This window comes from Psychrobacter sp. GTC18467 (genome assembly GCF_055397455.1).
Window position 1 is genome coordinate 2,086,423 of sequence record NZ_AP038920.1, and the last position, 24,206, is coordinate 2,110,628.

Consider the following 24,206-nt stretch of genomic DNA (forward strand, 5'->3'; position numbering starts at 1 on the left):
TCTTATAACATTGAGTAAGGGTTATTTTTAATTAATTTCCCCCGAAAAATTAAAGCTGTTGGGCAAATTATAAATTCTGCGTTAAGTTTAAGAAAATATTAAATTAAGAGGAATATCATGTTAAAACGTCATTTATTACTTGCCAGTATCCTTGCCGGAACGTTTGCAGTAACGGCTTGTAGCCAACAAACTCAAGATAATGCAGCAGCAACGGCAGATTCAGCAGCCGACGATGCCGCAGCTAACACTGAAGCTGCAACCGCTGACGCTGAAGTTGCCGCGCAAAACGCCGGAACTGAGCTTGCTGAGGGCGCGCAAACGGCAGGCGAAAATGCTTCAGAAGCCGTTGCCGAAACTGGCGATGCACTTTCAGAAGGGGCAAATGCTGTGGTAGCTAATACTGCTGAAGCCGTAGCCGAAGGCGCAAATAAAGTGGCTGATGGTGCAACTGACGTTGCTGCAAATGCAGAAGCGAATGAAGCTGAAGCGGCGGTTGCTGAAGACCAAAAATACTAAGCTTTTTGTTGAAAAAGCCGTATCAAAAAAGCTTTGGGTAACCAAGGCTTTTTTTGCGTTAGGGGGGTTGTTTTAATTGTCACGAGCGCGACCAAAATTTGCTATAATCGCTTTTGAAAATGACCACGGCAACGGGTCATTTTTGCGATTTTACTTTATATTTATTTTGAGAGCGTGTTATGGCTTTAATTTCTCTTCGTCAACTTCTTGATCACGCCGCTGAGCACAGTTATGGTGTTCCCGCATTTAATGTCAATAATTTGGAGCAAATGCGCGCCATTATGATGGCAGCGGATGCTTGCAACTCACCGGTGATTGTTCAAGCCAGTGCTGGCGCTCGTGGCTATGCAGGATCTGCATTTTTGCGTCATTTAATCATTGCGGCAATCGAAGAGTGGCCGCATATTCCGGTGGTGATGCACCAAGATCATGGCACCTCTCCTGCGGTTTGTCAGCGCTCAATCCAGCTTGGTTTTTCATCGGTGATGATGGACGGCTCATTGGGCGAGGACGGCAAAACGCCAATGGATTATGACTATAACGCCAGTGTCACCCGTGAGGTGGTTAAAATGGCGCATGCTTGCGGCGTGTCCGTTGAGGGTGAAATCGGCTGTTTAGGAAGTCTTGAGACGGGGCTTGCCGGTGAGGAAGATGGCATTGGTGCTGAGGGCGTTTTGGATACCGAGCAGCTGTTGACCAGTGCTGACGAGGCGGAACAGTTTGTGAATGATACCAATGTTGACGCGCTAGCGATAGCAATTGGTACCAGCCACGGCGCTTACAAGTTTACAAGACCACCAACGGGCGATATTTTATCAATTGAGCGGGTTAAAGAAATCCATCAGCGCATTCCTAATACCCATTTGGTGATGCATGGCTCATCGTCAGTGCCGCAAGAATGGCTCAAAGTCATCAATGAGTTTGGCGGTGATATCGGTGAGACTTACGGCGTTCCGGTTGAGCAAATTGTTGAAGCCATCAAGCACGGTGTTCGTAAAGTCAACATCGATACCGATTTGCGCTTGGCATCAACGGGCGCGATTCGCGAGTTTTTAGCTAAAAACCCAAGCGAATTTGACCCAAGAAAATACTTTAAAGCGTCGATGGTTGCGATGAGCGATATTTGTAGCAATCGTTTTGAAGCGTTTGGCTCGGCAGGTCAAGCGGATAACATTCGCCCGATTAGCCTTGAAAATATGGTTCGCTTTTACCAAAAATAACTTGGCAAGACAACCCAAGCAGCTGACAACAAGGATAAGACAGTTATGATTGGCATGGTTTCAGGAACAGTTCAGCAGTTGATGGCACCAACGGCGTGCCTGATGACCGCATCGGGCGTGGGCTATGAGATTGAGCTGCCGCTGCCGTCGTTTTGTCAGTTGCAGCTTGGGCAATCGGTGAGCCTTTGGACGCATTTTCATGTCCGTGAGGACGCACAGTTGCTGTTTGGATTTTTGGATAAAAAAGAGCGCGACGTATTTCGAAGGCTCATTAAAATCAATGGTGTTGGCGCAAAAATGGCATTAGCCATGCTGTCTGCCATGAGCGCCTCGGAATTAAAATTGCACGTTGAGCAAGGCTCAGAGCTTGCATTAACCAAAATCCCCGGAATTGGCAAAAAAACGGCTCAGCGTTTATTGATTGAGCTCAAAGATAAGCTTAACGACATTGAAATGGACAGTGTTCATTTAGAGCTGACGATGAGCGAAGCTAGCGTTCCTCATGAAGGCAGTATCATTGCTGAGGTCGAAGGCGCGCTGATTAGCTTGGGCTATAAGGAAAAAGAAGCTCAGCTTGCCATTAAAGCGGCGAAAAGTCAGGGCGATAATTTTGCAGATACCCAAAGCTTGCTAAAAGCCACGCTCAAGCAGCTATCTGGTTTTTAATTTAGCAATTGCATTAAAATCAAGCGACAGCAGATGTCGCTTTTTTTATGAGCGCGCAAATTTAACCGCCCAAATCTGCTATGCTAACTTTATTTTTCCAAAATTTTAGGCAAAAACTATGATGCAAAATCGCTTGATTAATCCTGAAGCTGGCATTGGGGATGCGCCGGATGCCAATATTCGACCCTCACTTTTGGCGGAATACATCGGTCAGCCGGTGGTTCGTGAGCAGATGGAAGTATTTATTGGCGCCGCTCGCGCTCGTGATGAAGCGCTTGACCATACCTTGATTTTTGGACCTCCAGGGCTTGGTAAAACGACCCTTGCCAACATCATTGCTCGCGAGATGGGCGGAAACTTGCGCTCAACCTCAGGACCAGTTCTTGAGCGGGCAGGGGACTTGGCGGCGATGCTGACCAACCTTGAAGAAGGCGATGTGCTTTTTATTGATGAAATTCACCGCTTAAGTCCGGTCATTGAGGAAATTTTATATCCGGCAATGGAAGACTTTCAGCTGGATATTATGATTGGTGAAGGTCCTGCAGCGCGCTCCATCAAGCTTGATTTGCCGCCATTTACCTTAGTTGCTGCCACCACACGGGCAGGACTATTAACCTCGCCACTTCGCGACCGCTTTGGCATTGTTCAGCGCTTAGAGTTTTATAACATTGCCGATTTGACCACCATTGTCAGCCGAGCAGCAAGGCTGATGCGCGTGCCGATGAGCGAAGATGGCGCGCTTGAAATTGCAAGACGCTCGCGCGGAACGCCAAGGATTGCCAACCGTTTGCTGCGCCGCGTCCGTGATTATGCCGAAGTCAAAGGTGATGGCACGGTGACCGGAGTGATTGCCGCCGGCGCTCTTGATATGTTGGCGGTTGACCGCCGCGGTCTTGACCATTTAGACCGGCGCTATATTGAGATTTTACATGAGCGCTTTGATGGGGGACCGGCGGGCGTTGAAGCTATTGCGGCTGCCATGGCAGAAGACCGCGGAACGCTTGAAGATGTGATTGAGCCGTATTTGATTCAGCAAGGCTTTGTGCTTAGAACCGCTCGCGGTCGGGTACTTACCCAAATGGCAATTGACCAAATGGCTTAATAGCATTTGCCGTTCATTATGACATTAAAAGGTTCAAGCAAAACTTTTAAAAAAATACGGTTAAGCCAGCATTCGCCAAATCACAAAAAATACCGCAAGCAAATAAAATACAGGCGATACGGCAGCAATGACTTGGGTGGCAATGGCAATACAAATCCCAAATCCGGCAAGCGCTGCCCAATCACGGCGGCGATTGTTGAGTAAGTCTGCGCGGATTTGCTGAATTTCGCGAAGCTGATAGTCTTGCCGTGCGCCTTGAGAAGCAAGGCTTTGCAATCCTTGGTCAAGCAGCCTTGGAATGTCGGTGGTTGAAAGCAGTAGCTCAGGCAACTGCTCACGAAGCGCTTGCAAATTGCGCAAAGGGTCAAGCTGCTCTTTCACCCAGCCGGTTAAAATCGGTTTTGCAAGCGACCAGATGTCCAAATCAGGGTACAAATCGCGACCCAAACCCTCAACGTGAACCAAAGTCTTTAAAAGCAGCATCAATTGCGGCGGGATGCTCATGTGATGGCGGCGAGCAATGTCCAAAATCTGCATCAATACACCGGCAAAATCGATCTCATTGATGGACTTTTGTAGCATGGGCGCGACCGTCCGGCGCATATCGCGAACCAGCGCATGTTTATTGGTATTCGGCGGAATCCAACCAGCGCGGCTGACGATATCGACAAGCGCGGTAAAGTTATTGTTCATCACCGCCAATAAAAGCCGCGCCACAATTAATTGGTCGTCTTTTGATAGCGACCCCATAATTGCGCAATCAAGACCGATATAGCGCGGCGCATGAGTTAGGCTTGGCGGATTGGCTTGCGTTAAAGTGGCAACCGGCGGCGTTTCCACAAACACGTTGCCGGGGTGCATGTCGGCATGAAAAAAGTTATCGCGAAACACTTGGGTGAAAAAAATGGTTAAGCCTTTTTCAGCAAGCGCGGCGCGGTCGTAGCCAAGCTTATCAAACAGCGCCGTTTGCGAAATGGGAACGCCTTGAATGCGCTCCATCACCATGACGTTTTTAGCGGCGTCATAAACCTGCGGCACATACATCAGCGCTGACCCCAAAAAGTTCTCGCGCATCTTGGTGGTGTTGTCGGCCTCCAAAGTTAAATCAAGCTCGTTGAGCATCACTTGCCGATAATCTTCAACGATATCAATCAGGTGAACCGCTCGCGCCGCCTCAATTCTTGCTGAAAGCCAACTGGCAAGCTCACGCAGCAATTCAAAATCTTGAACAATAACGTTATGAATATCAGGGCGAACGACTTTGACGACAACCTCACGACCATCGGTGAGGGCTGCGGTATGAACTTGGGCGATGGAAGCAGCAGCAAGCGGTTTGTCATCAAATCGCGCAAACAGCTGATTGATGGGCGCCCCTAAGCCAAATTTGCTGTCTTCAATTTGGGCAATGGCAATGCTTGAATCAAAGGGCTTTACCTTATCTTGCAATTGTACCAACTGAGCGATAATTTCAGGTGGCACCAAATCGCGGCGCGTTGAGAGCAGCTGACCTAATTTTAAAAACAGCGTTCCCATGTCCTCTAAAGCAAATTTAATGGCGTTATCTTGATGCGATTTGCCCCAAGCTTTTGGGTGTAATTTGATAAGCCTTGCAATAGGCACAAGCTGCGGCGCCTCTTCAATAGCAAAATGGGAGTCAATTCGGTAACGGGCAGCAATTCCCCAAAGCTCAAGCAGGCGGGCGTGGTGCGATAATAACATGACGGATAATTACTCTAAATCACTTAAGGCTGATTATTAAGGCGCGCTTGCTCCGCTTTAATTAAGGCAAGTCGGGCTTCTTCGCGCTCAACATCGGCGCGCAGCCTGAGCAGTTGCTGTTTGAGCTTATCCGCCTCTGATTTATCGCTTGGGTCAGGAGCGCCCGTTCCGGCAATGTCATTTGCCCAGTCACTGATGTCATAAAAAGTGCGCTTGGCGGACTGGCGCAGGTTGCCTTTTAGCTGATTAATGACCAATTGCAGCTGACTGGCTAGTGGCTTGCCAATCATCGGCTCAAGCTGACCTGCAATGTCAGGGTCAAACCCTGCTATCAGCTGCTTGAGTTGCATCAGGATTTTGTAGTCCCCTGCAATCGGCAAATTGCCCTCGGCGCTGCGAATAAGGTTTAACAGCTCAGCCGGATTGGCAACCGAAATGGTACAATCCGGCTGACTGAAACCGATTCGATTTGCTGCTAAATACGCGTTTTGCCGCTCGCTGTCTGCGACCTGATGTTTCGTCTCAAACACACTTGGCGTCGTCACCGGCTCAAAGCGAATGTGGTCTTGATTAAACAAAACTTCAAGTTGCAACTGCGGCAGCTGCATATTCAATCTGAGCACTTTGCCACAAAGCGGCTCAAGCCCAGATTTGGTAATGTCATCGCTTTGAATGGCAAAATTTATCAGCTTTTCAGCTGCCGCTAACACAAGCACAGTCAGCATCACAGGATACCTTTTTTATAATAAAAAAATTAACGACCGCTACGCTTTAAAGCCGCGGTGAACGGCAACGATACCGCCGGTTAAATTATGATAATCGCAATTTTCAAAACCGGCATCTTCCATCATTTGCTTCAATGTTTGCTGATTGGGATGCATTCGGATGGATTCGGCAAGGTAGCGATAGCTTTCAGAATCGTTTGCCACAATTTTGCCCATCAGCGGTAGCGCGGTGAACGAGTACAAATCATAAGCTTTCGATAACGGCTCAAAAATAGGCTTGGAAAATTCCAAAATTAACAATCGACCACCGGGTTTTAACACCCGAAACATCGATTTAAGCGCCGCCTCTTTGTCGGTGACGTTGCGAAGCCCAAAGCTGATGGTCACCAAATCAAAGCTGTTGTCCTCAAAAGGCGTCAGCGTTTCGGCATTGGCAAGAATAAAATCAACGTTATTGCAGCCGGCGTTAATCAAGCGCTCCCGACCCACCTCAAGCATGGCAGGGTTAATGTCAGATAACACAACGTGACCGCGCCGCCCCACCTCACGGCTAAAGACTTTTGCCAAATCGCCGGTACCGCCTGCGATATCAAGAACGTGCTGACCTGACCTGACGCCGGATAAGCTAATGGCAAAGCGTTTCCAAAGCCTGTGAATCCCAAATGACATCAAATCATTCATGATGTCATATTTTTTGGCAACGGAAGTAAAAACATCTGCCACGCGAGCTTGTTTGTCAGCTTTATTGACCGATTGATAGCCAAAGTGGGTGATTTCATTGCCATCGGTGCTGCTTATGTGCGGGTTGCTGATGTCATCGCGCTGATGAAATGCTGAGGTTTTATTTTTGCTATCAAGGCTTTGGTCGGTGAAGTCTTGCTGACCTTGCGGCGCGCCAATCGGCAACGCTTCCACTTGGGTAAAGTCATCGTTAGTGGTCGCCGTTTCTTGACGCTTTGCCGCCTGTTTTACTAAGGCTTCGTTGTGCTCAACGCTGTCTTTGACCAGCTTATCTTGCAGGTTTTTAATATTATTGGTTTCGTTGTGATTTTCGGTTGCATCGGTCATAAAAATATCCAAAGTTTGGTTGTTATTGTTATCAAAATTGCAGCAGGCAGCGATGGTGAAGGCTCAAATTACAGCATATCAAACACTTGAGTGTCCGTTAAGTCTTGATTGTGAACTTTATCAATGACTTTAAGCTCACCCTCGCAAAATGGCTCAATAAAACCGCCAACGCTTTTTAGCGGTTTAATCGCCACAAATCCGGCATCAATAAAATCATAAAGCGGCTGATAACCTCGGCTATAAGCGGCGCTTTTGGTCAAAGCAAAGGCTTTTTTTAGGATAAATGAGTTTAAATGTTTGTCCGTTTTGTAGCAAACGTCTTTTAAATTGTCAATTTGATAGCGGCGCGCGTCAGCCTTATCCACCGCCCGATACGCGGCAAGCATATTTTTTTGTGTGACTTCCAAATCATTATCAAGCAAATAAGTTGCCAAATCTAAATCAAGCTCAATCGCTAAAATCGCCGCTTGAATGGCAAGGCTTCCAGTTTCAAGGGCGGACTCTTTTGCCAGTTTTTCTACTTTTTTAGCTTTAGGAATGACGCGACCCAACTGCTTAGCCAATACCTTAAAATCATCGCCGCCATAAAGCTGGGTTAAAAAATAACTTGCCATCGCTTTGTTTTTTGGCTCATTAAATAGCGCTTGGTGGCTGCTGCGAATGCGGTCGCGCTGCCAGTCTTGAACCGCATCAAGCTTGGCTTTAAGTTCAGCGTTGTCATGGTAAGGCAATGCCCAATAACGGTCTAAATGTTGTTGCAAATTACTCAAAGCGGTCATAACTTATCATTCCTATCATCAAGCGCAGCGGCTTATTATTGTTTATTAAAAAAGTAAGGTTGGGCAGTTTATCTTGGCGCTATTATAAATGACACCTTAGAATAAAACGATAGCGAATACAATTGCCAAACGGTTTTGGTTGCCACTTTTGCTTAAGATAAAACTCAAAGCAAAAGTCAAACCCCATAAAATAACAAGATTTCAGTCAGTTTTGCGAGGCAATAATGAACCAAAAAACAGCCACAGCGGTAAAAAATAGCGCAGCAAAAACGAAGCCATGCGACCAAATCCCTCCTGATCCTGCCCAAAAATCTGCCGACTCTCATGCTGCCGCGCTACAACAGCTTCAAGACAGCTTTAATAAGGACATTGACAATTGGCTTATTCCCAACCCATTGAGCGCGTTTACAGACACCTCGGACGACTTGCGGGTGGCGCTTATTCAGGCTCAGCTTGCACTGCGAGCTACCCGTGAGTCAGCATTAGCCAATGTCAAAGCAACGGGGCTTTTGGTGTTGGTTAATGGCATGGAGGAGGCGGGCAAAGGGACGGCGGTGACTCAGCTTCGGCAGTGGGTTGACCCAAGGCTGCTCAAAGTTGAGGCGACCATAGGCGCGCCGCCGTTAAAACATCAGCCGATTTGGCAAAGCTTTACCAAAGCGCTGCCGCGTCATGGTGACGTTTTGGTATATTTTGGCAATTGGTACGCGGATTTGCTTAATGAGGTGCTGCAATTGGCAAAACAGTATCCAAGTCGCAAGAATAACACCACTCAAAAAAATGAGCTTGTGAGCCAATGGCAGCGCTATTTTCAGCAGCAACTGACCGAATTGCAAGCATTTGAGCAAGACTTAATGAATAACGACACCAAAGTTTTAAAATGCTGGTTTCATGTCAATAAAAGCACCCTAAAAAAGCGCTTTGACCCAAGCGCGAGGAACTACTTATATCAAATTGACTGGCTTGATGAGGCTGTTCTTGAGCAGTTTAACGAAGTTGCCGCCGCGCTGTTACGTCAGCAGCAAGATTGGGTCATTATTGATGGTAACGATAAAGACCAAGCGGCGCTACAATTTTGTCATCATGTGCTGCATGCGATGCAATCGGCATTGGTGAGCAGCTGTAAAGTGCCGTTATCGCTGCAACAACCACCAAAATCGGCGCGCCTTGATGACGAGCCGCTAACGCCTTTTGCTGCGGTTAAAATTCCAAAGCTACTGCTTGATATTGCCAAGTCGCCGGAGCTTGATAAAGAGTACTATCATGAGCAGCTTGCCAAATACCAACAGCAACTGGCAAAGCTGCTGCGAGCGCGCCAAAAACGCCATGTGATTTTTGCTTTTGAGGGCATGGACGCGGCAGGAAAGGGCGGGGCGATTAAGCGTTTGGTGGCGCCGCTTGACCCGCGCGAGTATCAAATTTATAACATTGGCGCGCCGCTTAGATTTGAGCTTGAGCATCCTTATCTTTGGCGCTTTTGGACGCGGCTGCCCAATGAGCAGACCGATAGGTTAAGCCGGATTGCCATTTTTGACCGAACTTGGTATGGCAGGGTATTGGTTGAGCGCGTGGAAAAATTTGCTGTCCCAAACGATTGGCAGCGCGCTTATGAGGAAATCAACCGCTTTGAAGCCGACCTTGTCAATTCAGGCGCTATCGTGCTTAAGTTTTGGCTTGCCATTGATAAAGATGAGCAACTGTCACGCTTTGAGGCGCGCGCTGATACCGCTTATAAACAGTACAAACTGACCGAAGATGATTGGCGCAACCGTGATAAATGGGGCGATTACGTTCAAGCGGGCGCAGATATGCTGGCAAGAACCGACACCAAAGCGGCGCCTTGGCACGTCATCGCCACCAACGATAAGCGCCTTGCTCGGCTGCAAGTTTTGGAAAAAGCGATTGCTCAACTTGAAAAAGTCATTGATTGATAAGGCTTTTTTTAAAGTCATTTGGTTGTCATAAAGTTGTCATAAATTAGTCATATAATACGCGCACAGCAGGTTTTGGGGGTTTAGCCAAATTGTGCGCTTGTTTTTTCCTCAGCACACCCTTTCTTAGCCACACCCCATGACCAAAAAGATTCCGCTCAGGTAAGGCAAAATTATTTATGGTAACCAACTCAGCTACCCCAACCGACGCAAAAGGCTCAATGCGAATTAACGCCGCATTTGCGCTGCTCCTCATTGGTATGACTGCTTATTTTTTATGGTGGGGGCTTGACTATACGCTGCACCAACAGTCGTTTTTATTCATTATTGCAACTTTGTTTGGCGTGTTTATGGCGTTTAACATTGGCGGTAATGACGTTGCCAACTCCTTTGGAACGTCCGTAGGGGCAGGGACATTGTCCGTGACGCAAGCGTTGGTCGTTGCCGCGATTTTTGAAGTGTCAGGGGCGGTATTGGCAGGAAGCGAAGTTACCGATACTATCCGCAAAGGCATTGTCGATTTGGACGGCTTTAGCGTCTCGCCAAATCAGTTTATTTATGTGATGCTCTCAGCCTTGATTGCCGCAGCGTTTTGGCTGTTGTTTGCCACCAAAAAAGGGCTTCCGGTATCGACCACTCACGCCATTATCGGTGGCGTTATTGGCAGCTCTATCGTGCTTGGCTTTAATATTGGCGGTAGCGAAATGGCACTTGCCACCATCAACTGGGCAACCATTGGTCAAATTGCCATCTCTTGGGTATTGTCGCCGCTGCTTGGCGGGGTATTGGCTTACTTTTTATACGGTCAAATCAAAAAGAACATCATTGATTATAATGACAAAACCGAAATTCACATTCATGAATTAAAAGAAAGCAAACGCGCCCTTAAAGAAAGCCACAAAGAGTTTTTTGAAAATTTATCCGAGTCGTTGCAGCTGTCTTACACCTCAGCCATGCTCCGTGACCAAGAAGTGTTTAAAGAAGAGGACTGCGACCGCGAGGATTTGGAAACTGACTACTATCAAAACCTTTATGACATCGAGCATGAGCGCAAAAGCCTTGATACCCTAAAAGCCTTGAAAAAATGGGCGCCGTTAATTGCTGCATTTGGCGCGGTGGTCATGACCTCGATGGTGGTATTTAAAGGTCTAAAAAACGTCAACAGCTCTTTAACCAACCTTCATGGTTTGCTATTTATGGGAATGGCAGGGGCGCTAGTTTGGCTTGCTACCTTTATTTATACCAAAACCATTCGCGGCAAGCACAAAGAAAACTTAACCAAAGCCACTTTTATCATGTTCAGCTGGATGCAAGTGTTTACCGCCTCTGCCTTTGCCTTTAGTCACGGTTCAAACGACATTGCCAACGCGGTTGGACCTTTTGCAGCGATTATGGACGTTATTCGTACCAATCAAATCGCCTCGCATGCGGCAGTGCCGTCTGCGGTGATGCTCACCTTTGGTGTGGCGCTTATCGTTGGGCTTTGGTTTATTGGTAAAGAAGTGATTCAAACGGTTGGCACCAACCTTGCCAAAATGCACCCTGCTTCAGGGTTTTCTGCCGAACTTGCTGCCGCTGCCGTGGTCATGGGCGCATCAACCATGGGGCTTCCGGTATCGAGCACGCACACGCTAGTTGGCGCCGTATTGGGCATTGGTATTGTCAATAAAAACACCAACTGGGCATTGATGAAGCCGATTGCGCTGGCTTGGGTGATTACCCTACCGGCTGCTGCCATCATGTCAGCCATCAGCTTTGTCATTTTAGGGAAAATATTTTAATTTTTCGCGCTTTATGGACAAATAAAAAACGCAACCTTAAGGCTGCGTTTTTTTATGGCTTAACTTTTTAATAATCAAACCATAATTAGTCTGTACCAAACTGCTGACGCTTTTTAGCAAAGAAGCGGTCGAGGCTGTCCATGGCTTCTTCTAAGTCGTGCAGGTTTGGCAAGAAGACCACGCGGAAATGGTCAGGCTTATCCCAGTTAAAGCCGGTGCCTTGAACCATCAACACTTTTTCTTCAAGCAGCAAATCCATCATAAACTGCATGTCGTCTTCGATAGGATAAACTTCAGGGTCCATTTTCGGGAAGCAGTAAAACGCGCCTTGTGGCATGGTGCACGAGATACCTTTAATGGCGTTAAGGCGTGAAATGGTCAACTCGCGCTGCTTAAACAAGCGACCTTTTTCAGAGGTCAGCTCTTTCATGCTTTGATAGCCGCCCATTGCCGTTTGAATGGCATATTGCCCCGGAACGTTTGAGCAAAGACGCATTGAGGCAAGCATATCCAAGCCTTCGATGAAGTCGGTTGCGTGACTCTTGCGACCTGAAACCATCATCCAACCGGCACGGAAGCCAGCAATGCGGTGTGATTTTGACAAGCCGTTATAAGATAAAATCAACACATCATCAGAAAGCGTACACATTGGGGTGTGTGACATGCCATCATATAACACGCGGTCATAAATCTCGTCCGCCATAATGATAAGGTCATGCTCAACGGCAACTTCAACGATTTGTTTTAAGATTTCGTCAGAGTAAAGCGAACCGGTTGGGTTGTTGGGGTTAATAACCACAATCCCTTTGGTTTTACTGGTGATTTTTGACTTGATGTCTTCAATGTCAGGGTGCCAGTTGTCATCTTCATTACAGCGATAATGAACCGCCGTACCGCCAGCAAGGTTTGCCGCTGCCGTCCAAAGTGGGTAGTCCGGCATTGGGATAAGCACTTCGTCGCCATCGTCCATCAAGGCTTGCATGGTCATAACGATAAGCTCAGAAACCCCGTTTCCTAAATAAACGTCGCGAACGTCAACGGCTGATAATAAGCCTTTTGATTGGTAATATTGTAAAACGGCTTTACGCGCTGAAAAAATACCTTGCGAATCAGAATAGCCAATGGCTTCTGGCAAGTTAACTGCCACGTCGCGCAAGATTTCGTGTGGCGCTTCAAAGCCAAATGGCGCAGGGTTACCAACGTTGAGCTTAACAATGCGCTGACCTTCGGCTTCCATTTTATTTGCCATTTTAAGCAATGGTCCACGAATGTCATAGCAAACGTTTTGTAATTTGTCTGATTTTTTAAGCTTGCTCACAGTTTTACCTTCTTTTTTATCCCCAGATTTTGGCTGCGTATCTGTAGGAACGGCAAGCGTTACATTGTTGCCATTATCACCGGCGGCAAATGTCGTTGGGTTACCATTGTCATGAGCGACTGAATCATGAGGATTGTCAATTGCGTCTTGATTATTTGCTGAATTTTCCATAGTTACTGAACCTTTAAAATCGTCCTGATTTGAGACTGAAGCGGGTTGATGGTCACCGCGCAATAAGTAGCCCTCAGAGCAGCCTAAAATTTGCGCCAGTGTTGGAAGTTTTGATGAAACGATGCCATTGATACCGCGCTCCCAATTGGAAATGGCACCACGGCTGACTTTTGCCCCTGCAGCGGTCATTGCTGCTGCCAGTTGCTTTGCGGTCATGCCTTGGTCTCGGCGCAATCGAGCCAATCTTTCGCCTTGAGCCAGCATGTCCTTGTTGATGGTCATATCTACCCCTTATCGGTATGATAACAATAAAAAAATGAAAATAAGGAGTCAAAGAAAAAGAATTTAACTAATGCTTAATGCAAGATATTATTGCATAACCTAGTAACTTGCAAGGGGTATTTGATAATAATTATTTTGCGCAAGTAAAACTTGCAAATCTAAGAAAATACCAATGGTTATAAATATTTAGCAAACTCAATTATAATGATAAAAGTTTGTCTAAAAGACACTTCTAACAGCAGTTTGCGTGACAATTTAGTAAAGATATGTCGCCGTAGATTGCACCGCTGGCTTTTTTTGCGCTATGTTTATGAAGTTAACGATTATCCGCTAGCAGGAATACTAGGAACAATAAAAAAGGATAAAACCATGAAAGACAATCAACTTAGCCGTGATGAAATTGCTCAGCTCACCGATAGCGACTGGCGTCAGCGCTTAAGCCCTGATGAATACCACGTCATGCGTGAAAAAGGCACGGAGCGACCATTTACTGGCGCTTATAATGATTTGACAGATAAAGGGGTTTACCGCTGTAAAGGCTGCGGCGCGGAACTGTTCCATTCTGAAAACAAGTTTGACGCGGGTTGTGGCTGGCCAAGTTTTGACCAAACTGCCAATCATAGTGCCATCAATGAGCATTTAGACACCTCACACGGAATGCGCCGAACTGAAGTTACTTGTAGCAACTGTGGCGCTCATTTAGGTCATGTATTCTCTGATGGTCCACGTGATACCACCGGAATGCGCTATTGCATTAACTCGGTGTCGCTTGATTTTGATAAATCACAGTAATCATTCTCATTGACTAACCTCAATTCTTCATAAGGACAATGCCATTAATGAGCCCTTTATATCAATTTTCTGCCACAACCATTGATGGCAAAGATAAACCCCTAAGCGACTATCAAGGTCAAGTGTTACTTATCGTCAATACTGCAAGCCGCTGCGGATTTACGCCGCAGTTTGCCGGTCTTGAAGTGTTATATCAGCGCTATAAAGACCAAGGTTTTATGGTCATTGGCTTTCCGTGCAACCAGTTTGGCGGTCAAGACCCTGAAAGTAACGAAAACATTGGTGAGTTTTGCCAAAAAAACTATGGCGTCAGTTTTGATATGATGACAAAAATTGATGTCAACGGCAAAAACGCTGACCCTATTTTTACTTGGCTCAAGGACGAGCAGGGCGGTATGATTAATGATGCGATTAAATGGAACTTTACCAAATTTTTAATCAGCCGTGATGGCAAGGTCATCAAACGCTATGCCCCAACGGTTACCCCTGAAGCTATAGCATCTGATATTGAAAAAGCCTTAGCCCAAAGTTAAAAAATAGCAAAATAATTTAATTTATATTGCTATTAAAATCAGTAGTTTGGGATAAATTGGTCACTTTTATGCAAAAATAGGCAAATTAGCGTTTGACAGACCTTTTTAAATGTATATAATAGCCACCCATACCAAGGGCGATATGAGTTCTAGGTTAAAGCATTAAAAGTTGATTAAACGGTTAATGCTTTTAGAAAATTTTCTTTAAAAGATTTTCTCTTGCGAAGCTAAAAAAGCAGTGCTTTTTTCAAACGCTTCTCAGGGTGATTAGCTCAGTTGGTAGAGCGTCTGCCTTACACGCAGAATGTCGGCAGTTCGAGCCTGTCATCACCCACCACTTATTAGCGAGTGGCTAAACACGTTAAGCGACCTAAGCAGCGGTAGTTCAGTTGGTTAGAATACCGGCCTGTCACGCCGGGGGTCGCGGGTTCGAGTCCCGTCCGCTGCGCCATATTTAAAACTTAAGCTTTGCAAAAGTTTCAACCTCAAGTAATGATTTGCTTGAGGTTTTTTTGTGCATGTTATTGACGAAAATTGATCTTTCATTTACTTACAATATGAGTAGATCATTTCTATTCATTTAAAAAGGAACTTACAGATCAGTATTGTTGATTTATTAAACATCAAAATGGCTATTTCGATTCATTGCTAAATTAAATTGACTGCCAAACAAAATGAGTGCCCCTAACATTAAAAATAATCCAAACGCATAAAATGCCAAAGCCGTACCATAGCGATCAACAATCAATCCAGTAAGAATGACCGGAACGCTAAACCCCAAATATGCCATTAAAAAGTAGCCCGCACTGGCGCGCGCTTGCTCATTGCCAGCAGAGCGCGCTACGCCCGATAGCCCGCCTAGATAAACAAAACCATAGCAGCTGCTGCTTGCTAAAAATGCTGCCAACAAAATTGCAGGTAAACTGGCATTCAGCGCGCCCCAAGTCAGCAAAGCATAGGTGGGAAGTAAAATTAAAATACCAAGCTTGGTAGATACTTTAGGATCAAGCTTTCGAGCGATTGGCTGAAATAACAATCCGCAGCTAATGGCAAGCATAGAAGAGATCCCTGCATATTTTCCAAGACCATGCGCTGCTAATACGGATGGAATCACCGACAGCACAAGTCCTGTGGTCGCCCAGCAAATTAAAATAGCGCCGCCGAACCACAACACGTCACGATTAAAATAAGGCAGCTTAAGCATGGTGCCAAAAGTATCTCGTTTTGGTGCAGTTTCAGGCAATTGCCAAACTAAAAATATCGATAAGAACGCGCTGATCAATAAAAAATAAAAGCTGGCAGGTTGCGAAGACTCATAAGCTAGCAAAGACACGGTAGTAAGTACAGGACCCAAACCAAATCCTACCGTCGTGCTGGCTGTAACCCAAGTGGTGGCGCGAGCCGTATTAGACGCGCCAATCAGCTCAATCATATAGGCCGTTGCCGTTGCTGCCATTAATGCAGTTCCTACCCCAAGCATAAATCGCGCTGCCGCAAGCGCCCGTGTGTAGGGATAAAACATCATCAAAGCTGTAGCTGCTATTGATAACCCTAAAGCAATCAAAATCGTCTTGCGTCTCCCAATCCTATCAGACAGACCGCCAAAGGCTAATAAAACTGGGATCACGCCTAAGACATAAAAAGAAAACGCTATTGTAGTTGCCAGAACCCCATAACCATCATTTTGCGCATAGAGCGCATACAACGGACCTTGGACATTAACACTCGTCGTTATCACGCATAATGCAAATGCCAAATATTTATTGCTGTTCTTTGTCATCATAAAAGCTACTTTTGAAAAGATTTGTTGAAGTTGCCATCTTGGCTTTGAGCAAAAGTCGCTTTAAAGCCAATATTACCTCGTTTGAAGTTCAATGATTAAATCAAAAGGAAGCTAGGATCACCACATACAATCCAGTACAATTCATTAGAACTGTTTGGCGTATAGATACCATACAGTGAAATTGTCAAAATGACTCAATCATAGGCTCACTGATAAAAAAATGAAAACTCAAGTAACCCGAATTGAAATGGTCATGGCAGGTGTCAAAGAAAAAATAGCATCGGTCACTTATATGCCAGGAACCAGGCTGCCGTCCATACGAGCTGCTGCAAAAGCTTATGGATTTTCGCCCTCAACGGTGGTTGAGGCTTATGAGCGGCTGCAAACGGAAGGCGCCATTTACTCGCGTCCTGGTGCTGGATTTTATGTCGCAGAGACCACAGCCCCACTATTATTAAAAGAAGCTGGGCATAATCTTGATCGCGCGGTTGACCCGTTATGGATATCGCGGCAGTCGCTTGAGCCCTCTAGTGATTCGATAAAAGATGTATTAAAACCTGGCTGCGGTTGGCTACCACCCGACTGGCTATTTGAAGAAGGCATGCGCCGAGGTCTAAGGCATGTGGCACGAGGTGATGCCGCCGTGATCAGTGAATATGCAACGCCACTTGGATTGCTTGAGCTAAGGCAGCTATTAACGCGGCGAATGACAAAACTTGGAATCGAGGCAAAGCCGTCACAAGTGATATTGACCGAATCTGGAACTCAGGCAATAGATTTAATTTTTCGTTTTTTATTGACGCCAGGCGATACGGTAGTGGTTGATGATCCATGCTATTTTAACTTTCGAGCATTATTGCGCGCCCACAGGGTCAAAGTGATTAGCGTACCTTATACGCCAGAGGGTCCTGATATCAATATTTTTGCAAAGATATTACAGGAGCATAAGCCACGCCTTTATATCACTAACGCTGCCATTCACAATCCTACAGGAGCCACTTTATCAGCCGCGGCGGCATTTCGAGTATTGCAGTTAGCCCAAGCTTCAGGGCTTTATATCGTTGAAGATGATATTTTTGCAGATTTTGAAATAAGCTCGGCGCCACGTCTTGCCGCTTTAGATGGCTTATCACGCGTGTTTTATATTGGCAGTTTTTCTAAGACCTTATCAGCGTCTTTGCGCTGCGGTTATATTGCAGCTCCTAGCGAATGGGTCGAGGATTTACTGGACTTAAAAATAGCGACGGGATTCGGTGGTGGTCAGCTAGCAGCAGCAGTCGTGCTGTCAGCCTTAATGGACGGTAGTTATCGCAAGCATATGACGACGATTCATAACCGCCTTGCAAATGCGCGAAATCAAGTCCTACCACGGTTAAAAAACTTGGGAATCGTGCCATGGCTGATACCAAAAGCTGGCATGTTTCTTTGGTGCCGACTGCCAGATAATCATAGCGCCACTCAATTGGCAAACCAATGTTTGTCGCAAGGTGTGGTCTTAGCGCCCGGAAATGCGTTTAGCTTATCTAAAAAGGCGGATAGCTTTATGCGATTTAATGTGGCACAAATGAATCATCCAAAAGTTTTTGAAGTATTGGAGCAATCCATGCGCTAAAAATGTGATTGATAAATACTCAAAAATCAACTAGATTTTATGATAATGATGGGTTTATAAGGGCGATATAATCTATGGTGATAGCTAACTTTAAAGTTATGGAAAAATACAATGCCCTGATAAACCAAAAGATTTGTGCTAGCATCTCAACCATACCCAGTGAAACGTTATGGCAGGATCAAAAAGCATTTTTTAGCTCGATATTAGCAACATTAAATCATTTGATGGTAGGCGATTTAATTTGGCTTAATCGATTTAATAAACATCCCAACTATCCGACAGGCGTTAAAGCCTTAGAGTCATTACAAGAATTTGCTTTACCAAGCAGTCTTACGCAAATTTTATTTGAAGATAAGCAAAACTTTATTACTGCTAGGCAAGCTTTAGATCAAGTGACCATTGAATTTATTAATGAATTGAATGAAGATGATTGCTTAAGTATTTTGAGCTATCAAAGTACTAAAGGTGAGGTTTTTAAAAAGCCCTTTTTTATGCTACTTCAACACCTTTTTAATCACCAAACTCATCATCGTGGACAAGTGACGACTTTGCTTAGCCAAATAGGTATTGATATCGGAGAAACGGATTTATTGATATTGATTCCAAGCGTAAATAGTTGAAAGGACATTTCAATACTTAGTTTTTAATCATGATTATAAATTAAAAACCTTTACTTACTTCAATATACCACTTTGGCTGCATCGCTGTAAAATCTTGGCGGAAATTCGAAGGTAAATAACTGGCAGAATCTAAAACAAAAGGCTGACCCTCTAAACGTTTAAAAACGACCCAATGCCAAAAGCTAACGCCATCATCTACGTGATGCTTAATCGCTAATAATGCTAAATCTGGTAGCGCCTCCCAAGACTTAAATGCTATCTCGCTATGGGAAGTTTGAAACCCTAAATGGGCTAACAGCTTTCGGACATACTTTGTGTCTGACCAAAGCGATTTATCAGAAGCGTAAACTCCCAAATCATTAGCAATCGCTTTCATTTCCGAATAACTTTTTCCAGCGATGTTGGCAACTGACGCGATGCCGCAACCGGTTGCTTCTTCTTGAATGACTGATTTAATCATTAGTATTTCTCATCCATTTTTTAAATTTTTGATTCATTACTTAGTTCTTTTAAAGCAATCAAAGCTGCTTCTGCCTTATAGTGAGAAACAAAGATATGGTCATGATAGTAAGCAGCAATAACATTGGCACTGATACCTTTGGAAGCAAGCTTTGTTGAAACAGCAGCAGTTAACCCTACAGCTTGCAAGCTTGAATGAACGGTTAATGTAATTTGCCGAAAAATACCTTCATAATGCAAACCGGCTTTATCAGCTTTATCTTTAGCTAAAACTAACGTCAAGCCTTCAGCTTCCATAAATGTTGCGATTGGTTCTAATGCTAAATATTGATTTAACTGTCCTGTTACAGTGCAAAATACGAACTCATGGTCTAATAGTTTTGGCTGTATTGCAGTAAGTAATTGAGTTAACTCTTTAATTCCTGACATTTTATTTCCTTAATTTTAAATAACTCTAGCGTTTATTGTGAAAAATAGATAGATTAAAGTTTATTTTTCATAATAAGGATAAACCGTGAACACTTTATACGGTAATAAATTTTCTGGAAATAGCTATAAAGCGAGACTAACTTGCGAGCTATTAAACATTAAATACCAATGGATTGAAATCAATATATTAACGCAAGAAAATAGACAGCCTGAATTTTTACGGATTAATCCCCTAGGTCAAGTACCTGTTCTACAAATTGAACCTGGTAACTTATCAGCTAATAGCGAACCTGCTTTATTATTAGAATCTAACGCTATTATTAGATATTTGGCTGAGGGTTCAGCACTCATTCCGAACTCTGCCTTAGATTATGCAAAAATGTGGCAATGGTTACTGTATGAGCAAGGTGAAGTTAGACCTAACTTAGCCTCCGTAAGATTTATCAAAAAATTTCAAAATATGATACCTAGTCGGCTAGAAGAATACCAACAAAAATTTATCAAATCAAAAGACATTCTTAGCTATCTAAACAATCAGCTTCAAACTAAACATTATATTTTAGGAAACAATATTAGCCTTGCTGATATTAGCCTGTATGCTTACACGCATAATGCGGAAGAAGGCGGATTAGATCTATCATCTTATAAAAACCTACGTACTTGGTTTGAGCGGATTGAGTCTTTACCTAATTTTATTAGGCTATGATAGACTTCTTGCAAAAGTACCAGTTCATTAACTTTTACTGATGGAGTTATGAGAGCTAGCGGTAACCTATGCAAGATGTTTGATCACTCAATTATTTATTGTCTTAGCTAAAATCGCTTAAAGATTTAAGGTCTAACTCCAGTAACTCTTGACCCGTTTGCGCCGTAACGATAATACCTTCGCCAAATACAAATAAGGTATCTGATCTCTGCCTAGCATTTTCCGCCCCTACCTGATTAAACTTATCAAATAGCCATTGTCTAACATCAGTTTTATGCTGCTTGGCTATTTGATGCGGGGAAGACTTGTCATCCGAATATTCAGCACAAGCATTGATAAACATACACCCAAAAAAGTCTTCTGATGACGTCCAGTTTTCTAAAAAATTTAAATAGCCTGATGCAACATCTGCTGTATTTTTAAGCTCCAGTTTATCAAAATGAGCGTCTAACTGATCCATAAACATCTGATGACGGTACCTGAGTACCTCATCAACTAAGCCTTCTTTATTGCCAAAATGAGCATATAAAGTCCGTTTGGTAGTTCCAGCCTGTTTCGCTAACAGTTCTACACCACTATCGTGAAAGCCTTTTTCATAAAACACCTCATAACTTTTTTGTAGAATTTTATCCCGTAGTTTCATTCGCCTTTTTCCTATTATTTTGATGAGTAAAAACAGTAGTATTTTATCATACCGAACGGTATACTTGTATTATATACCGTTCGGTATACATAGTTTATCTATCATCTGTTGCTTATAGGGAAAATATGAACTCATTTTTTAATTTGCGGAAACTTAACGGCCAAATTAGTCCATGTCCTAGCAGATTGCCTTTAATTATGATACTTATTGCTTGGCTGGGCGGGACTATTGCGACGGCAACACTTGCTATCTTAGGAAGTTCAATTGAGCTAATTATGATTTTAGGGTCATTTGGTGCAAGTTGCTTATTAGTATTTGCTTACCCTGCAAGCCCTTTTGCACAGCCAAGAAATGTGATAGGCGGCCATTTTATTGCAACTTTTACAGGGCTGGTATTTATGACGTTGTTCGGCATTCATTGGTGGAGTATGGCAACCGCTGTAGGAACGGCCATTGCTTTGATGCTACTATTTAGAATGCCGCATCCGCCTGCTGGATCTAATCCTTTGATAGTGATGCTTGGCGCGGTGAATTGGAGTTTTCTAATTACTCCAACCTTGCTAGGATCTATTGTATTAGTCTTTGTCGCGCTGATTTATAATAATTTAGGTAAGGATAGGCAGTATCCAACGTATTGGTGGTAATCCTTTAGCTGCAATACAAATTAGCTTACGCCTTACTCTTTAAATAATCTCCCAACCAGACCAAAAACTCATCGCTTGTCGTTGACACATTCAATCGCATATAGCTCGAAGGTTTTGCATCTGGATGAAACAAATGCCCCGGCGCAACCAGCCAGCCATCGTTATAAGCGTCTAATGCCAATTGTCCTGTATCCTGCTTGGTATCTACCCAAATAAATATTCCTGACTGCGTATGCTCTGGATATTCAAGACCAATTTTAGGTAGTGCTTCACGCAGTCTTTGATGTGCTAAATATAAATTTTGCTGAACCTTTTTAATTTGCCGACGATACTCGCCATGAGTCCATAGACGATGGACGACCCGCTCACCAAGTTCTGGCGTATTTGAATTACTTAATATTTTAATGCGTATGACATCATCAATAAATTTTTCAGGGCAAACGAGCATTCCTACACGCCAACCTGATGCCATCAGTTTTGAAAATCCTGTGGCATAAAACACCCGCTCGAACTGATCAAGACTGGCATATCGTAGCGCTTGACCGTTTGGCACCAGCGAGGCATATAAATCATCTTCAAAAATGTAAGCGTCATATTTATGAATCAAATTAAGCACTTGATGCGCTCGGGCAGGATGCAAATGATAAGACGTTGGGTTATGAAGGACACTATTGGTTAAATACAATTTTGGTCTATACGCTGCAAACATCTTTTGCAACTGCTCAATATCAGGGCCTTGATGATCGCGATCAACCGCGATGACATTTAAGCCTTGCTGCTGCAGGGAGCTGGATAACCAATACCAACCTGGGCTGTCTACCAACACCGTGTCACCAGCTTGGGTAAGCAGCTGACTGACCATCGTCACCGATTGCGAGACGCCGGCGGTGGTCACAATGTTGTCAGCACAGGTTTGCAGCCCTAGTGTATTTAAATGCTGTGCAAACTGCTGACGCAGCGGCAAATAACCTTGGATATTTCCGTAGTTATAAATAAAGTCGTCAGCTTGCTGGGTAACCTGCCGGATTGCCCATTCCATTTTGTCATTGCGCACCCAATCGTTTGGTAGCGTTCCTGAGCCTGGTGAAAGGTGATGCGGAGTGTTGTTAAGGACTTGTAATAGCCAACGTGTATCTATGACTGGATACTTATTTATGCGCTCATTTTTAGCGTATTGGTGGCTCGATCTTAAAGCCGCATTGACATAGTAGCCTGAGCTGGGTTTGGCAATCAAGATATTGGTTGCGACCAATTGCTCATAGGCCTGAGCGACTGTAAAGCTTGAAATATTTAATAATTTTGCCAATTTTCTGACCGATGGCACGCGCTGATTGGGCAAGTAGATTTGCCAATCGATACGCTGCTGAAGCCATTCAGCGACGGCGGCAGTTTTCGTTAGATTAGGATTCAAGCGATAGCTACTGTCCATAAAAAACCTGTTTTTTATTAAAATTAATGATCGATTGAACCGTCATGGTAAAAGTAACGATACAGATTGTTTGCTAGAAGCAAAACTGTATAGGTACTGTCATGGTCAATTAAATTATAGTTTGAATTGTTTATAACTGTCAAAACGATCAAGGTGAAAAATAATGGGGTTTAAAAGCAATACACCGTCAGCACTAATTCTACCTACCATGCCAATTTTAATGCTAAAGCGTTTAAGTGAGATAAAAACAACACGCTTAACGCGTTCATCAATCATAAGAAATTAGGATAACTATATGACTCCTTTACAAACGGCATTAGCTATCTTAGTGACCTTTATTTGGGGTGTAAACTTTTCATTTATCGCTTGGGGACTTGAAAGCTTTCCGCCACTGATGCTGACAGCAATGCGTTTTTTCTTTACGGCTGTGCCATTGGTTTTTTTCTTAAAGCCGCCTAAGTTTAATCGGACGCTATTCATCTATGCCATTGGCACCTTTGTCATGCAGTACGCTTTTGTTTTCACAGCGATGCATCTAGGCGCGTCGGCTGGGCTTACCGCACTGCTATTGCAGATTCAGATTTTTATTACCGTACTTTTGGCCTATTTCATGTTGGGCGAGACCGTAAGCCGTTTGCAAATTGTCGGAATGGTATTTGGCATTTTAGGATTGACGACCATTACGCTTAATCTTGGTGGCGACATGCCGCTGACGGGCTTTATTTGTATTTTGATTGCGGCTATTGGTTGGAGCTTTGGCAACATTGCCTCAAAGCAAATATCAAAGCAACCTACCAAACAAGCATCGCTGCAAAATTCTAATGTATCGACGGTTTCAACTACTGATAATAAAACTAAAGCATCGGCATTATCTGCTCTATCACTGGTGGTTTGGGGCGGACTGATTGCCTGCGTAATTTTAATGCTATCTTCTTTTATCTTTGAAACTGAGGCTTGGCAGTTGGCAACGTTTACGCAAGCTTCGCTTAAGTCTTGGTTGTCGCTTAGCTTTATTGTTTATATCTCAACCTTAATAGGATTTGGACTTTGGGCGCATTTATTGGCTCAAAATACAGCGTCCAAGGTTGTGCCATTTGCTTTACTTGTGCCGATATTTGGAATGATCACCTCGGTGCTGCTACTTGGGGAGAGCGTAACGTGGTGGAAGATGCTGGCAATGGTGTTCATTTTATCAGGCTTGGTATTGGCAAATGTGAAAATCAGCCGCGCTAAAAAGATGATTTACGAGTAAATAGTGCTTTGCATTTGCGTACTAGT

23 protein-coding genes and 2 tRNA genes are annotated in these 24,206 nt (G+C 44.2%); 15 read left to right on the forward strand and 10 right to left on the reverse strand.

What is annotated here, in order from left to right:
• The first annotated feature begins 117 nt into the window (after positions 1 to 117).
• The 4 genes from ACZ5XY_RS09305 (at position 118) to ruvB (ending at position 3,504) form a co-directional block, all read left to right on the forward strand.
• Positions 118 to 516: a hypothetical protein gene (locus ACZ5XY_RS09305; protein ID WP_464741022.1), complete on the forward strand. Its 399-nt coding sequence runs from the start codon at positions 118 to 120 to the stop codon at positions 514 to 516.
• 179 nt (positions 517 to 695) lie between these two features.
• Positions 696 to 1,736, forward strand: coding sequence for a class II fructose-bisphosphate aldolase (fba, locus tag ACZ5XY_RS09310; protein ID WP_464741024.1), 1,041 nt, complete (start codon positions 696 to 698; stop codon positions 1,734 to 1,736).
• 45 nt (positions 1,737 to 1,781) lie between these two features.
• Complete coding sequence (ruvA, locus tag ACZ5XY_RS09315) at positions 1,782 to 2,402, forward strand: Holliday junction branch migration protein RuvA (RefSeq protein WP_464741026.1); 621 nt, start codon at positions 1,782 to 1,784, stop codon at positions 2,400 to 2,402.
• Between the two features lie 121 nt (positions 2,403 to 2,523).
• Positions 2,524 to 3,504: a Holliday junction branch migration DNA helicase RuvB gene (ruvB, locus tag ACZ5XY_RS09320; RefSeq protein WP_464743851.1), complete on the forward strand. Its 981-nt coding sequence runs from the start codon at positions 2,524 to 2,526 to the stop codon at positions 3,502 to 3,504.
• A gap of 60 nt (positions 3,505 to 3,564) precedes the next feature.
• Here the strand turns inward: ruvB and ACZ5XY_RS09325 are convergent, their stop codons facing one another.
• The 4 genes from ACZ5XY_RS09325 to ACZ5XY_RS09340 all read right to left on the reverse strand — a co-directional run bounded on the left by ACZ5XY_RS09325 (position 3,565) and on the right by ACZ5XY_RS09340 (position 7,795).
• On the reverse strand, positions 3,565 to 5,223 hold the full coding sequence (locus ACZ5XY_RS09325; protein ID WP_464741028.1) for an ABC1 kinase family protein: 1,659 nt from the start codon (positions 5,221 to 5,223) through the stop codon (positions 3,565 to 3,567).
• Positions 5,224 to 5,246: 23 nt separating this feature from the next.
• Positions 5,247 to 5,948: a ubiquinone biosynthesis accessory factor UbiJ gene (locus tag ACZ5XY_RS09330; protein ID WP_464741030.1), complete on the reverse strand. Its 702-nt coding sequence runs from the start codon at positions 5,946 to 5,948 to the stop codon at positions 5,247 to 5,249.
• 39 nt (positions 5,949 to 5,987) lie between these two features.
• Positions 5,988 to 7,016 carry a bifunctional demethylmenaquinone methyltransferase/2-methoxy-6-polyprenyl-1,4-benzoquinol methylase UbiE gene (ubiE, locus tag ACZ5XY_RS09335; RefSeq protein ID WP_464741032.1) on the reverse strand — a complete coding sequence of 343 codons (1,029 nt, stop codon included), beginning with the start codon at positions 7,014 to 7,016 and terminating at the stop codon, positions 5,988 to 5,990.
• 68 nt (positions 7,017 to 7,084) lie between these two features.
• Positions 7,085 to 7,795: an FFLEELY motif protein gene (locus tag ACZ5XY_RS09340; protein WP_464741034.1), complete on the reverse strand. Its 711-nt coding sequence runs from the start codon at positions 7,793 to 7,795 to the stop codon at positions 7,085 to 7,087.
• Between the two features lie 224 nt (positions 7,796 to 8,019).
• On the opposite strand from ACZ5XY_RS09340, the gene ACZ5XY_RS09345 reads away from it, so the two are divergent.
• Both ACZ5XY_RS09345 and ACZ5XY_RS09350 read left to right on the forward strand, forming a co-directional pair.
• Positions 8,020 to 9,726: an ATPase gene (locus tag ACZ5XY_RS09345; RefSeq protein WP_464741036.1), complete on the forward strand. Its 1,707-nt coding sequence runs from the start codon at positions 8,020 to 8,022 to the stop codon at positions 9,724 to 9,726.
• 179 nt (positions 9,727 to 9,905) lie between these two features.
• Complete coding sequence (locus ACZ5XY_RS09350) at positions 9,906 to 11,507, forward strand: inorganic phosphate transporter (protein ID WP_464741038.1); 1,602 nt, start codon at positions 9,906 to 9,908, stop codon at positions 11,505 to 11,507.
• 85 nt (positions 11,508 to 11,592) lie between these two features.
• Here ACZ5XY_RS09350 and ACZ5XY_RS09355 read toward each other — a convergent pair whose 3' ends face one another.
• Positions 11,593 to 13,278: an aminotransferase class I/II-fold pyridoxal phosphate-dependent enzyme gene (locus ACZ5XY_RS09355; RefSeq protein ID WP_464741040.1), complete on the reverse strand. Its 1,686-nt coding sequence runs from the start codon at positions 13,276 to 13,278 to the stop codon at positions 11,593 to 11,595.
• Between the two features lie 369 nt (positions 13,279 to 13,647).
• On the opposite strand from ACZ5XY_RS09355, the gene msrB reads away from it, so the two are divergent.
• The 4 genes from msrB to ACZ5XY_RS09375 all read left to right on the forward strand — a co-directional run bounded on the left by msrB (position 13,648) and on the right by ACZ5XY_RS09375 (position 15,054).
• The gene (gene msrB / locus ACZ5XY_RS09360) at positions 13,648 to 14,070 is read left to right on the forward strand and encodes a peptide-methionine (R)-S-oxide reductase MsrB (protein ID WP_464741042.1); all 423 of its coding nucleotides are present in this window, start codon (positions 13,648 to 13,650) and stop codon (positions 14,068 to 14,070) included.
• Between the two features lie 47 nt (positions 14,071 to 14,117).
• A complete protein-coding gene (locus ACZ5XY_RS09365; RefSeq protein ID WP_464741044.1) occupies positions 14,118 to 14,603 on the forward strand; it encodes a glutathione peroxidase in 486 nt (161 codons plus the stop codon).
• Between the two features lie 261 nt (positions 14,604 to 14,864).
• Positions 14,865 to 14,940, forward strand: a tRNA-Val gene (locus ACZ5XY_RS09370).
• A gap of 37 nt (positions 14,941 to 14,977) precedes the next feature.
• Positions 14,978 to 15,054: transfer RNA gene (locus tag ACZ5XY_RS09375), tRNA-Asp, on the forward strand.
• Between the two features lie 165 nt (positions 15,055 to 15,219).
• Here ACZ5XY_RS09375 and ACZ5XY_RS09380 read toward each other — a convergent pair.
• Positions 15,220 to 16,386, reverse strand: coding sequence for an MFS transporter (locus ACZ5XY_RS09380; protein WP_464741046.1), 1,167 nt, complete (start codon positions 16,384 to 16,386; stop codon positions 15,220 to 15,222).
• Positions 16,387 to 16,606: 220 nt separating this feature from the next.
• Here ACZ5XY_RS09380 and ACZ5XY_RS09385 point away from each other — a divergent pair, with 220 nt between their 5' ends.
• Complete coding sequence (locus ACZ5XY_RS09385; RefSeq protein ID WP_464741048.1) at positions 16,607 to 17,998, forward strand: aminotransferase-like domain-containing protein; 1,392 nt, start codon at positions 16,607 to 16,609, stop codon at positions 17,996 to 17,998.
• Between the two features lie 74 nt (positions 17,999 to 18,072).
• Positions 18,073 to 18,618 (forward strand): DinB family protein, encoded by a 546-nt coding sequence (locus ACZ5XY_RS09390; RefSeq protein WP_464741050.1) that lies wholly within the window; start codon positions 18,073 to 18,075, stop codon positions 18,616 to 18,618.
• A 40-nt stretch (positions 18,619 to 18,658) separates the two neighbouring features.
• Here the strand turns inward: ACZ5XY_RS09390 and ACZ5XY_RS09395 are convergent, their stop codons facing one another.
• Together ACZ5XY_RS09395 and ACZ5XY_RS09400 are read right to left on the reverse strand one after the other, a co-directional pair.
• On the reverse strand, positions 18,659 to 19,078 hold the full coding sequence (locus ACZ5XY_RS09395; protein ID WP_464741052.1) for a hypothetical protein: 420 nt from the start codon (positions 19,076 to 19,078) through the stop codon (positions 18,659 to 18,661).
• 20 nt (positions 19,079 to 19,098) lie between these two features.
• A complete protein-coding gene (locus tag ACZ5XY_RS09400; protein ID WP_464741054.1) occupies positions 19,099 to 19,506 on the reverse strand; it encodes an ACT domain-containing protein in 408 nt (135 codons plus the stop codon).
• Positions 19,507 to 19,591: 85 nt separating this feature from the next.
• On the opposite strand from ACZ5XY_RS09400, the gene ACZ5XY_RS09405 reads away from it, so the two are divergent.
• Positions 19,592 to 20,212: a glutathione S-transferase family protein gene (locus ACZ5XY_RS09405; protein WP_464741056.1), complete on the forward strand. Its 621-nt coding sequence runs from the start codon at positions 19,592 to 19,594 to the stop codon at positions 20,210 to 20,212.
• A 103-nt stretch (positions 20,213 to 20,315) separates the two neighbouring features.
• Here the strand turns inward: ACZ5XY_RS09405 and ACZ5XY_RS09410 are convergent, their stop codons facing one another.
• A complete protein-coding gene (locus ACZ5XY_RS09410; RefSeq protein WP_464741058.1) occupies positions 20,316 to 20,855 on the reverse strand; it encodes a TetR/AcrR family transcriptional regulator in 540 nt (179 codons plus the stop codon).
• A gap of 125 nt (positions 20,856 to 20,980) precedes the next feature.
• Here ACZ5XY_RS09410 and ACZ5XY_RS09415 point away from each other — a divergent pair, with 125 nt between their 5' ends.
• Complete coding sequence (locus ACZ5XY_RS09415; RefSeq protein WP_464741060.1) at positions 20,981 to 21,499, forward strand: HPP family protein; 519 nt, start codon at positions 20,981 to 20,983, stop codon at positions 21,497 to 21,499.
• A 25-nt stretch (positions 21,500 to 21,524) separates the two neighbouring features.
• Here the strand turns inward: ACZ5XY_RS09415 and ACZ5XY_RS09420 are convergent, their stop codons facing one another.
• Positions 21,525 to 22,928: an aminotransferase-like domain-containing protein gene (locus tag ACZ5XY_RS09420; protein ID WP_464741062.1), complete on the reverse strand. Its 1,404-nt coding sequence runs from the start codon at positions 22,926 to 22,928 to the stop codon at positions 21,525 to 21,527.
• A 295-nt stretch (positions 22,929 to 23,223) separates the two neighbouring features.
• Between ACZ5XY_RS09420 and ACZ5XY_RS09425 the strand changes: the two genes are divergently transcribed.
• The gene (locus tag ACZ5XY_RS09425) at positions 23,224 to 24,180 is read left to right on the forward strand and encodes an EamA family transporter (protein ID WP_464741064.1); all 957 of its coding nucleotides are present in this window, start codon (positions 23,224 to 23,226) and stop codon (positions 24,178 to 24,180) included.
• The last annotated feature ends 26 nt before the right edge of the window (positions 24,181 to 24,206 follow it).

What these genes read in the sequence shown, in the direction of transcription:
- ACZ5XY_RS09305 (WP_464741022.1), top strand. Translation starts at nt 118, where the DNA reads ATGTTAAAACGTCATTTATTACTTGCCAGTATCCTTGCCGGAACGTTT.
- fba (WP_464741024.1), top strand. Translation starts at nt 696, where the DNA reads ATGGCTTTAATTTCTCTTCGTCAACTTCTTGATCACGCCGCTGAGCAC.
- ruvA (WP_464741026.1), top strand. Translation starts at nt 1,782, where the DNA reads ATGATTGGCATGGTTTCAGGAACAGTTCAGCAGTTGATGGCACCAACG.
- ruvB (WP_464743851.1), top strand. Translation starts at nt 2,524, where the DNA reads ATGCAAAATCGCTTGATTAATCCTGAAGCTGGCATTGGGGATGCGCCG.
- ACZ5XY_RS09325 (WP_464741028.1), bottom strand. Translation starts at nt 5,223, where the DNA reads ATGTTATTATCGCACCACGCCCGCCTGCTTGAGCTTTGGGGAATTGCT.
- ACZ5XY_RS09330 (WP_464741030.1), bottom strand. Translation starts at nt 5,948, where the DNA reads ATGCTGACTGTGCTTGTGTTAGCGGCAGCTGAAAAGCTGATAAATTTT.
- ubiE (WP_464741032.1), bottom strand. Translation starts at nt 7,016, where the DNA reads ATGACCGATGCAACCGAAAATCACAACGAAACCAATAATATTAAAAAC.
- ACZ5XY_RS09340 (WP_464741034.1), bottom strand. Translation starts at nt 7,795, where the DNA reads ATGACCGCTTTGAGTAATTTGCAACAACATTTAGACCGTTATTGGGCA.
- ACZ5XY_RS09345 (WP_464741036.1), top strand. Translation starts at nt 8,020, where the DNA reads ATGAACCAAAAAACAGCCACAGCGGTAAAAAATAGCGCAGCAAAAACG.
- ACZ5XY_RS09350 (WP_464741038.1), top strand. Translation starts at nt 9,906, where the DNA reads ATGGTAACCAACTCAGCTACCCCAACCGACGCAAAAGGCTCAATGCGA.
- ACZ5XY_RS09355 (WP_464741040.1), bottom strand. Translation starts at nt 13,278, where the DNA reads ATGACCATCAACAAGGACATGCTGGCTCAAGGCGAAAGATTGGCTCGA.
- msrB (WP_464741042.1), top strand. Translation starts at nt 13,648, where the DNA reads ATGAAAGACAATCAACTTAGCCGTGATGAAATTGCTCAGCTCACCGAT.
- ACZ5XY_RS09365 (WP_464741044.1), top strand. Translation starts at nt 14,118, where the DNA reads ATGAGCCCTTTATATCAATTTTCTGCCACAACCATTGATGGCAAAGAT.
- ACZ5XY_RS09380 (WP_464741046.1), bottom strand. Translation starts at nt 16,386, where the DNA reads ATGATGACAAAGAACAGCAATAAATATTTGGCATTTGCATTATGCGTG.
- ACZ5XY_RS09385 (WP_464741048.1), top strand. Translation starts at nt 16,607, where the DNA reads ATGAAAACTCAAGTAACCCGAATTGAAATGGTCATGGCAGGTGTCAAA.
- ACZ5XY_RS09390 (WP_464741050.1), top strand. Translation starts at nt 18,073, where the DNA reads ATGGTGATAGCTAACTTTAAAGTTATGGAAAAATACAATGCCCTGATA.
- ACZ5XY_RS09395 (WP_464741052.1), bottom strand. Translation starts at nt 19,078, where the DNA reads ATGATTAAATCAGTCATTCAAGAAGAAGCAACCGGTTGCGGCATCGCG.
- ACZ5XY_RS09400 (WP_464741054.1), bottom strand. Translation starts at nt 19,506, where the DNA reads ATGTCAGGAATTAAAGAGTTAACTCAATTACTTACTGCAATACAGCCA.
- ACZ5XY_RS09410 (WP_464741058.1), bottom strand. Translation starts at nt 20,855, where the DNA reads ATGAAACTACGGGATAAAATTCTACAAAAAAGTTATGAGGTGTTTTAT.
- ACZ5XY_RS09415 (WP_464741060.1), top strand. Translation starts at nt 20,981, where the DNA reads ATGAACTCATTTTTTAATTTGCGGAAACTTAACGGCCAAATTAGTCCA.
- ACZ5XY_RS09420 (WP_464741062.1), bottom strand. Translation starts at nt 22,928, where the DNA reads ATGGACAGTAGCTATCGCTTGAATCCTAATCTAACGAAAACTGCCGCC.
- ACZ5XY_RS09425 (WP_464741064.1), top strand. Translation starts at nt 23,224, where the DNA reads ATGACTCCTTTACAAACGGCATTAGCTATCTTAGTGACCTTTATTTGG.